General features: G+C 63.4%; 9 protein-coding genes. 4 read left to right on the top strand and 5 right to left on the bottom strand.

Going from position 1 to position 9,654, the window contains the following annotated elements; all coding sequences use genetic code 11:
- The first annotated feature begins 780 nt into the window (after window positions 1–780).
- A complete protein-coding gene (locus tag QZ213_RS18685; RefSeq protein WP_291687577.1) occupies window positions 781–960 on the top strand; it encodes a hypothetical protein in 180 nt (59 codons plus the stop codon).
- A 58-nt stretch (window positions 961–1,018) separates the two neighbouring features.
- On the opposite strand, the gene QZ213_RS18680 is transcribed toward QZ213_RS18685, so the two are convergent.
- Window positions 1,019–1,711, bottom strand: a complete 693-nt coding sequence (locus QZ213_RS18680; protein ID WP_291687576.1) for a cell cycle transcriptional regulator TrcR — start codon at window positions 1,709–1,711, stop codon at window positions 1,019–1,021.
- 213 nt (window positions 1,712–1,924) lie between these two features.
- Between QZ213_RS18680 and ispH the strand changes: the two genes are divergently transcribed.
- From ispH to rnhA, 3 genes are read left to right on the top strand one after another with little or no spacing between them, the layout of a single operon-like run.
- Window positions 1,925–2,887, top strand: a complete 963-nt coding sequence (ispH, locus tag QZ213_RS18675; protein ID WP_291687575.1) for a 4-hydroxy-3-methylbut-2-enyl diphosphate reductase — start codon at window positions 1,925–1,927, stop codon at window positions 2,885–2,887.
- Window positions 2,888–2,893: 6 nt separating this feature from the next.
- Window positions 2,894–3,877 carry a homoserine kinase gene (locus QZ213_RS18670; RefSeq protein WP_291687574.1) on the top strand — a complete coding sequence of 328 codons (984 nt, stop codon included), beginning with the start codon at window positions 2,894–2,896 and terminating at the stop codon, window positions 3,875–3,877.
- Window positions 3,874–4,326: a ribonuclease HI gene (gene rnhA, locus QZ213_RS18665; protein ID WP_291687573.1), complete on the top strand. Its 453-nt coding sequence runs from the start codon at window positions 3,874–3,876 to the stop codon at window positions 4,324–4,326. The genes QZ213_RS18670 and rnhA overlap by 4 nt, the downstream gene beginning before the upstream one ends.
- 95 nt (window positions 4,327–4,421) lie before the next feature.
- Here the strand turns inward: rnhA and QZ213_RS18660 are convergent, their stop codons facing one another.
- The 4 genes from QZ213_RS18660 to QZ213_RS18645 all read right to left on the bottom strand — a co-directional run.
- Entirely contained in the window at window positions 4,422–4,907 is a 486-nt protein-coding gene (locus tag QZ213_RS18660) for a peroxiredoxin (RefSeq protein WP_291687572.1), read from the bottom strand.
- Between the two features lie 130 nt (window positions 4,908–5,037).
- Window positions 5,038–6,723, bottom strand: a complete 1,686-nt coding sequence (locus tag QZ213_RS18655; RefSeq protein WP_291687571.1) for a long-chain fatty acid--CoA ligase — start codon at window positions 6,721–6,723, stop codon at window positions 5,038–5,040.
- A gap of 154 nt (window positions 6,724–6,877) precedes the next feature.
- Window positions 6,878–8,347, bottom strand: coding sequence for a D-alanyl-D-alanine carboxypeptidase family protein (locus QZ213_RS18650; RefSeq protein ID WP_291687570.1), 1,470 nt, complete (start codon window positions 8,345–8,347; stop codon window positions 6,878–6,880).
- 181 nt (window positions 8,348–8,528) lie between these two features.
- Window positions 8,529–9,654: ATP-binding cassette domain-containing protein (locus QZ213_RS18645; RefSeq protein WP_291687569.1), on the bottom strand; the 1,126-nt coding region annotated here is incomplete at its 5' end.

The following is a 9,654-nucleotide window of genomic DNA, read 5'->3' as shown; positions in this document are numbered from 1 at the left end:
AATCCCCCTTGGAGCGATTGTATCGCCAAAGAGGGTTCCCGCAGAGCGGGATTAAAAGGGGCGAAATTTCTGGGGGGCCGCATCTTGGCGGTCATCGACGCTGCCCGGTGGTGTTTGCGCCACGATACCGCGGTAGCGAGCAATGCGATTGAAACGTGACAGCCGCGCAAGGTCCGCTTTGCGCCGGGAGTTGCGGTTCACCGTATGGCCCGATTTTTTCGCGGTCTCTTCACACGCCGAAACCACCCGACGGGCAAATCACCTGGGCGATTTAGCGACCCCTCTGTCCAGCCCCTTGTGAAAAAAATTTCTGATTTCAGAAGACGCAAATCACTCTATATCCGCAGCCGTCCTGTCCCACAGGGGGGCGGCTCGCGATCGTCACGAACGCGGGGCGGGATGCGGTGGACGCGGATGCGCCGATGACGAACGGCGTTGAGGCGGACGGCGAAGTCGTGTGGTCCTGATGCCCCGACGCTGGCATCAAGCTCCCGGGAAGCAGGCTTCTCGGGGGTGACGGTGGCAAGAAAGCCCGGTCACCGGGGAGAGCGCGTTATAAGCCGTAAAACCATTGCGCGGGGAATGCCGGGTGATGCCGGTGTGACCTGACTAACGCGTGTGCTTTCCACCACTACCTCTGCACACGCGGCTATCGGGCGCATCGGGCGCCCGGCATTCCCTGCGCCCTCTGACGGAGGGTAAGGAAAATTTCCGGCAAAAGCTCGGGCATATCAGGCCGCGAGATCGCGAAGCTGTGTCTGCGAATAGGCGCGCTGTTTGATGAAAGTTGAAACCGTAGCCGTCATCACGCGCCACCGCGTCGGCGCAACCCGCAAGGTGTCATTGCCGGGCTTGACCCGGCAATCCATCAAGCTTCGGAAAAAAACTTTTCGAAGAGGATGGATCACCGGGTCAAGCCCGGTGATGACGATCTTCCCCGGTGATGACGATCTCAATTGATATGACGGCTGTGGTCGGAGCGGTGCAGTCCGTTGACGCGACGGAACGTTGCGCGCCCTTACTCTTCGTCCTGCTTCTTGCCGCCGATCGTCTTCAGTTTTGCGAATACCGCATCGACATTGAGGTCGTCGCGCTGCTTCTCGCTGGGCTCGAATTCCGGTTCCTTCTTGGTGGTCTCGGAGGCCGGCAGCAGGGTGGCGCCGCCGTAGGCGGTGTCGGTCGGCTTCTCCTTGGCGGCGCGCTGCACCTCGAAATCGAGTTCGATCTGCGAGCACAGGCCGAGCGTCACCGGGTCCATTGGGGTCAGGGTCGAGGCGTTCCAGTGGGTGCGGTCGCGCACGCTGGCGATGGTGGTCTTGGTTGTCCCCACCAGGCGCATGATCTGGGCGTCCTTCAGCTCGGGGTGGTTGCGGACCAGCCACAGGATCGCGCTCGGCCGCTCATGGCGGCGCGACACCGGGGTGTAGCGGGGGCCCTTCTTCTTGGCGGCCGGGGGCAGCGCCACCTTGCTCTCGCCGAGTTTCAGGCGGTAATTCGGGTCCTTTTCGCCCTTTTCGATCTCGTCGCGGGTGAGCTGGCCGGTCGAGATCGGGTCCATGCCCTTGATGCCCTGCGCGGCGTCGCCGTCGGCAATGGCGCGGACCTCGAGCGGGTGCATTTTGGTGAAATCGGCGACCTGATCGAACGTCAGCGCGGTATTGTCGACCAGCCACACGGCCGTCGCCTTCGGCATCAGCGGTGCATTGCTCATGGCAAATCTCCTTTGCGCTTCGCCCACCCCTGGGGGGCGAAGCCGTGGTCATCAGCGATGACGGGAATTACGCCCTATATAAGCTGTCCGGGGCTAACCGCGCAATGGTTAGCTAAACGGTCTTGACAGCGCCCGAAAGCAGTCCCAAGTCCTTATCCGAATTGACCGTTCCCTGCCCGGCGGCGAGGGGTGATTCGGTCCGAGATCGCTCCCATGCAGGCCAAACCACCCCTTAAAATCGTGCTTTGTTCGCCGCGGGGCTTCTGCGCCGGCGTGGTACGGGCGATCGACACCGTGGAACGGGCGCTGACCATCTATGGCGCCCCGGTCTACGTTCGGCACGAGATCGTCCATAACCGCTATGTGGTCGACAGCCTGAGGGCCAAGGGCGCGATTTTCGTCGAGGAACTGGCCGAAATCCCCGACAATACCAACGCCCCGGTGGTGTTTTCCGCCCACGGGGTTCCCAAATCGGTGCCCGCCGACGCCCAGGCGCGCAATTTCTTTTCGCTGGACGCGACCTGCCCGCTGGTCACCAAGGTGCACCGGGAGGCGGCGATCCATTTCAAGCGCGGCCGCGAAATCCTGCTGATCGGGCATTCCCATCACCCGGAAGTCGTCGGCACCCTCGGGCAGCTGCCGCCCGGAGCGGTGACGCTGATCGAGACCGCGCAGGACGCCAAGACCTTTACGCCGAAGGATCCCAACAACCTCGCCTTCGTGACGCAGACGACGCTGTCGATCGACGACACCGCCGAAATCGTCGCGATGCTGAAGGAACGGTTCCCCAACATCTCCGGCCCGCACAAGGAAGACATCTGCTACGCCACCACCAACCGCCAGCTCGCGGTGAAGAAAGTGGCGCCGGTGGTCGACGCCTTGATCGTAGTCGGCGCGCCGAACTCGTCGAACTCGCAGCGGCTGCGCGAAGTCGCCGAACGCGAAGGCTGTCCGATCGCGGTGCTGGCGCAGCGCGCCGGCGATCTCGACTGGGCGCGCTTCGAAGGCATCAAGAGCCTCGGCATCACCGCGGGCGCCTCGGCGCCGGAAGTGATCGTCGAGGAGATCATGGGTGCGTTCGCCGAGCGTTACGAACTGCATGTGGAGACGGTCTCGGCCGCGGAAGAGAACGAATTCTTTCCGTTGCCGCGTTCGCTGCGGCCCGACGCGGCGTAGGCTCCCATGGCGGTTTACACCGACGTCGCCGCCGACGAACTTGCGGAATTCCTGAGCCGTTACGATCTCGGCGAGCTGTTGTCCTACAAGGGCATCGCCGAGGGCGTCGAGAATTCCAATTTCCTGCTGCATAGCTCGGCCGGCTACTTCATCCTGACGCTGTACGAGAAGCGCGTCGCGAAAAACGATCTGCCGTTCTTTCTCGCTCTGATGACGCATCTCGCCTCGCGCGGCATCAGCTGTCCGCTGCCGGTCAAGAACAGAAGCGGCGAGGCGCTCGGCACGTTGGCCGGCCGGCCCGCGGCGATTATCAGTTTTCTCGAGGGTATCTGGCCGCGCAAGCCCAGCGCCGCGCATTGCGCCGGCGTCGGCCAGGCGCTGGCGCGCATGCATCTGGCCGGTCGCGATTTTCCGATGGCGCGCGCCAACGCGCTGTCGGTGTCGGGCTGGCGGCCGCTGTTCGAACAGTCCGCGTCGCGCGCCGACGAATTGCAGCCGGGGTTGCGCGCCTTCATCGAGGCCGAGCTCGATCATCTCGAGGGCGGCCTCTGGCCAAAGCAATTGCCGATCGGTGTGATCCACGCCGACCTGTTTCCGGACAACGTGTTCTTCCTCGGCGACCGGCTCTCCGGCATCATCGACTTCACTTTCGCCTGCAACGACATGCTTGCCTATGACGTCGCGATCTGCCTCAACGCCTGGTGCTTCGAGAGCGATTGTTCGTTCAACGTCACCAAGGCGCGCGCCTTCCTCAACGCCTATGGCCGCGAGCGCAAATTGTCGGAAGCCGAGGAGGCCGCGCTGCCGCTGCTGGCGCGCGGCGCGGCGTTGCGCTTCCTGCTGACGCGGCTGGTGGATTTCCTCAACGTGCCGCCGGGCGCGCTGGTGCGGCCGAAGGATCCGCTGGAATACGTCCGCAAGCTGCGCTTTCAGCAGAGCGTGGCCAGCCTGCGCGATTACGGCGTCGCGGCCTCGGGGCTGGTGGCGTGAGTTCGCTTCCCACCGTCATCATTCACACCGACGGCGCCTGCTCGGGCAATCCCGGGCCCGGCGGCTGGGGCGCGATCCTCAAATTCGGCGACGTCGAAAAGGAATTGAAGGGCGGCGAGGCGCATACAACCAACAACCGCATGGAGCTGATGGCGGCGATCTCGGCGCTGGAAGCGCTGAAGAAGCCCTGCACGGTCGATCTCTACACCGACAGCCAGTATGTCCGGCAGGGCATCACCGGCTGGATCCATGGCTGGAAGAAAAACGGCTGGCGCACCGCGGACAAGAAGCCGGTCAAGAACGTCGAGCTGTGGCAGCGCCTCGACGCCGCGCTGAAATCTCACGAAGTCCGCTGGCACTGGGTCAAGGGCCATGCCGGCCACGACGAGAACGAGCGCGCCGACCAGCTGGCGCGCGAGGGCGTCGCGATGGCGAGGCTGAAGGGCTGAAGCGGTGCGATGGGTTTGGCTGCGCTCAAGCCCGCGTCACCGTCATCGCCCGCGAAGGCGGGCGATGACGAGTGTGAGTTGCTGTGAGGAAGTTCTTACAGCTGTCCCAGCAGCGTATCGCCGCCGGAGACCTCGACCTTGCCGGGCGCCGGCTCGAGATTGAGCTTCTTGACCACGCCGTCGTCCACCAGCATCGAGTAGCGGTGGGAGCGGATGCCCAGCCCGTTGCCGGAAGCGTCGAGTTCCATGCCGATCGCCTTGGTGAAATCGGCGTTGCCGTCGGCGAGGAACACCGCTTCGTCGCGCTGGTCGGTGTCGCGCTTCCAGGCGTTCATGACGAAGGCGTCGTTGACCGAAACGATCGCGATGGTGTTCACGCCCTTGTTCTTGATGGCGTAGGCGTTGAGGAAAATGCTCGGCAGATGCATCTTGTGGCAAGTGCCGGTATAGGCGCCCGGCACTGCGAACAGCGCGACCTTCTTGCCCTTGAAGATATCATCGGTGGTCTTGACCTGCGGACCTTCCGCCGTCATCACGCGAAACTTCGTTTCCGGCAGCTTGTCGCCAACTTTGATGGTCATCGTCAATTCTCCTTGAATGTGCGGATATTTCTTAAACCGGGCGGTCGAGGGGCACAATATTCGGCGCTGCGGAAACAGCAATGGCCCCGCGCCTTCACTGTTTTGTCATCGGGCCGAACGGCTCGGCGGCTCAGGCCGCCGCGGCCTTCTTTTCGTCCCGCAACTCGCGGCGCAGGATCTTTCCGACGTTGGTTTTCGGCAGCTCGGTCCTGAACTCGATCTGCTTCGGAATCTTGTAGTTGGTCAGCTGCTCGTGGCAGAACTTGATGATATCCTCGGCGGTGAGGTTCGGATCCTTCCTGACGACAAACGCCTTGACGGCTTCGCCGGAACGTTCGTCCTGAACGCCGATCACGGCGCATTCCAGCACGCCGGGATGGCTGGCGATCACTTCCTCCACCTCGTTGGGATAGACGTTGAAGCCCGACACCAGGATCATATCCTTCTTGCGGTCGACGATCTTGGTGTAGCCGTCGGGCGTCATGATGCCGATATCGCCGGTGCGGAAATAGCCGTCCGCGGTCATGACCTTTGCGGTTTCCTCCGGCCGGTTCCAGTAGCCGGCCATCACCTGCGGACCCTTGGCGCAGATTTCGCCGGGCTGGCCGAGCGGCACCTCGTTGCCGTCATCGTCGCGGATCGAGATATAGGTCGAGGGCACGGGAACGCCGATCGAGCCGTTGAACTCGGAGGAGGTCGCGGTGTTGCAGGTCAGCGTCGGCGAAGTCTCCGACAGGCCGTATCCTTCCGCGATGCTGCAGCCGGTCAGCTTCTTCCATTGCTCGGCCACCGGGCGCTGCACCGCCATGCCGCCGCCGTTGGACATCTTCAACTTGGAGAAATCGATCTTGCCGAAATCGGGATGGTGCAAGAGCCCGTTGTAGAGGGTGTTGACCGCCGGGAAGCTGTTGACCTGGTATTTCATCAGTTCCTTGATGAAGCCGGCCATGTCGCGCGGATTGGGAATCAGGAGATTGACGCCACCAGCACGCACCGCCAGCAGGAAACAGGCCGTCAGCGCGAAGATGTGGTAGAGCGGTAGCGCGCAGACGATGAAGATCTGGTCGACATGCGGGGGCGCCGCCAATGCCGGCTGCAGCCAGGCATCGTTCTGTAGCACATTGGCGAGAATGTTGCGGTGAAGCAGCGTCGCGCCCTTGGATACGCCGGTGGTGCCGCCGGTATATTGCAGGAAGGCGACATCGTCGGGCCCGATCTTCGGCTTGCTGAACTTCATGCCGCGACCGGCCGCCACGGCGTCGTTGAACAGCACAGCGCCCGGAATCGAAAACGGCGGCACCATCTTCTTTACGCGCCGCACCACCAGATTGACGATCATGCCCTTGAGACCGAGCATGTCCCCCATGGTGCCGATGATGACATGCTTGACCGCGGTCTTCGCGATCACCTGCTGTACGGTATGGGCGAAGTTTTCGAGCACGATGATGACTTCGGCTCCGGAATCCTTGAGTTGGTGCTCGAGTTCGCGCGGCGTGTAGAGCGGGTTGACGTTCACCACCGCATAGCCCGCGCGCAGCACGGCGGCGGTCGCTACCGGATATTGCAATACGTTCGGCATCATCAGCGCGACGCGCGCACCCTTCTGCAGGCCCTTGCCCTGCAAATAGGCGGCGAGCGCCACCGACATCTCGTCGAGATCGCGATAGGTGATCGACTTGTCCATGCAGATGAAGGCCTTGCGGTCGGCAAATTTGGCAAAGCTTTCTTCCAGCAGTTCGACGAGCGATGGGTACTGGGTCACATCGATATCGGCCGGCACGCCGGCCGGATATTGCTTGAGCCAGATGCGCTCCATGGTGTTTCCTCTTCCGGTTTCCTGCCGCGATTTATGGGCTGAGACGCCTTGTTTTGGGCAGTATTGAGCAATGCGGCGGCCCATGGCAAGGCGCTCGCCCGTAATCACGCATGGTAGGGTAAGCAGGGCCCCTTCGGTCGGCCAGAACCAGGACCTAACTGCGGGGCGCGGTGGTCTTTTGATCCGCTGGCTGGGCGTCGCTGGTCGTGCTCTTGGGTTTGGCCGAAGGCTTTGAAACGGCCTTGGGCTTGGCCGGCTTGGCGGCCGCGGCGACCGGCTTTTCGGCGGTCTTCGGGGCATTATCGGGCTTGGCGTCGGCGTGCTTGGCAGTGGCCGGCTTGGCCGCGGATTTCGGTTCGGACTTCTTGTCGGACTTGGCGTCCTTGCCGGTTTCCTTGCCGTCGGCTTTGGGGTCCGCCGCCGCATCGGGCTTCTTCGCGGCAATCCGGGCTTTCTTTCCGCGATGCGGCGAGGCCTGCTTGTCGGAATCCGCGGCGACGGCCGCAATCAATGCCGCGCCGGTCCGGGTCGGGCCGGTGTAGACGACGATCGGCTCCGAGGCCGCAGGCGCCGCCGCCAGCAATTCCGACGGCTTCAATATCGGCGGCTGCAGCCCGGCGGCGAAGAACGTCATGCTGCTGTCGCCGCCGGTCGAGCCGCCGCCGCTGCTGGCAACCGTGTCCTCATCCTCGTCGCTGGCGGGCTTGTGGCGCTTGCCGCCGCACATCTCGTCGCGCAGGTTCGGCGGCGAGGCGTCGATCGGTGCCAGATTGTCGACCGTGCCGAGCGAAGGGCGCAGCCACGCCAGCGTGTTGTTGGCAAAGCCGCGCTCCAGCATTTGAGCGGCGCGCACCGCGCGCATCTGGCCGGACGAGGCCCCAAGCACCACCGCGATCAGGCGTTTGCCGTTGCGCGTGGCGGACGCCACCAGATTGTAGCCGGATGCGCAGATGAACCCGGTCTTGAAACCGTCGGCGCCGGGATAGCGGCCGATCAGCTTGTTGAAATTCTGCGTAACCTTGCGGCCGAAGCGGATCGAAGGAATGTGGACGAAATATTCGTATTCAGGCAGATCGCGAATGATCGCGCGGGCGAGGATCGCAAGATCGCGCGCCGAAGTGATCTGGCCGTCCGCGGGCAGGCCGTTCGGATTGACGTAGCTCGTCTGCGTCATGCCGAGCCGCTGGGCGTTCTCGTTCATCAGCGCCGAGAAGCCGTCGATCGAACCGCCGACGCCCTCGGCCAGCACCACCGCCATGTCGTTGGCCGACTTCACCAGCATCATCTTCAGCGCGTTATCGACCGTGAGCTGGGTGCCCGGGCGGAAACCCATCTTCGAGGGCGACTGCGCGGCGGCTGTCGGCGACACCGTCACCAGCGTATCGAGCGTAGTGCGCCCCTCCTTGACCGCCTTCAGCGTGACATAGGCCGTCATCAGCTTGGTCACCGATGCGGGATACCAGGGATAGGTGGCGTTCTCGGCCTCCAGGACCTTTCCGGTGTCGGCTTCGAGCAGCAGGTGGGCTTCCGCATGCGCGAGCCGCGGGGCGACAATGCCGAGCGCTGCGACAAGGACGATCCAGTTCAGCGATGGCTTGCGAAGCAGCGGGCGAGGAAAATGCACAATCCGATTCCGGTCCTTTGAGACCCGCCTTGTAAAAGGAGGTCCTGAGATGTGACGTTCGGGTTTCAAGCGTGTCCGGCGCCGTCGGCTACAGCGGATGCAAACCTATACCGGCTTGCCGATCCAGAACAGAGGCTGTGCGACTTATTCGTGGACGAAATAGGCCGAATTTCGACGATAGCTAAATCTTGACGGCGGCGCTGCCGGTTTCGCGCGGTTGAATACTGGCCCGCGCATTTTCCTGAACCATGAACTGCGCCTTGGCGAGTTCCGCGAAACGACCGCCTTTCGCCACCAGTTCATCGAACGTTCCGCTTTCGATCACGCGGCCCGAGTCGAACACCAGGATGCGCGTGGCGTTGCGAATGGTCGAGAGCCGGTGCGCGATCACGAAGGTCGTGCGTCCCTTCATCACTTCATCGAGAGCGGCGTTGAGCTTGGCTTCGGTGACCGCATCGAGCGCGCTGGTCGCCTCGTCGAGGATCAGGATCGGCGGGTCTTTCAACAGCGCGCGCGCGATCGACAGGCGCTGCCGTTCGCCGCCGGACAGCATGCGCCCACGCTCGCCGGCATTGGTCTGGAATCCCTGCTCGCTGCGCTCGATGAATTCCAGCGCCTGCGCGCGGCCTGCGGCGATCCGCATCTCCTCTTCGGTGGCGTCCGGCTTGCCGACGCGCAGATTGTCGGCGATCGTTCGATTGAACAGCAGCGCTTCCTGAAACACCACGCCGATGTTCCGCCGCAGCGCCGTGAGCGTCAGGCCGCGGACGTCCATGCCGTCGATCTTGATGATGCCCGATTGCGGATCGAACGCGCGATGCAGCAGCGCTATCGCCGTCGATTTGCCGGCGCCGGTCGGGCCGACCAGCGCGATGGTCTGGCCGGGCAGCGCGGTGAAGGAGAGGTCTTCGACCGCGGGCCGCTTGCCGTCATATGAAAACGATACGTCGTTGAATTCGACCAGACCCGAGAGTCGGCCGGTGTCGATCGCGTCCGGCCGGTCGCGCACTGCGGGCACCGCATCCAGCACGTGGAAGAATTCCTGCAGGCGGGGCGCCTCCATGAACACGCTGTTGATGAAGGAGACCACCTGTTCGAGTTTCTGGATCAGCATGGTGGCGAAAGAGACGAACATCACGATCTCGCCGACCGTGGTGAGGCCCTGCGCATGCAACGCGATGCCGACGGTGAAGATCGCCAGCACCGTAATGGTGGTCGACGCCCGCGTGATGACGGTGACCAGCGCCCACCATGACAATACCGGCATCTGCACCGCGAGCAGCTTGTCGGCGACGAAGCGCAGACCC

This window comes from Bradyrhizobium sp. (assembly GCF_017881085.1).
Taxonomy (GTDB): domain Bacteria; phylum Pseudomonadota; class Alphaproteobacteria; order Rhizobiales; family Xanthobacteraceae; genus Bradyrhizobium.
The sequence above is the reverse complement of the archived record's forward strand: the minus strand, read 5'-3'. Positions and strand labels throughout refer to the sequence as shown.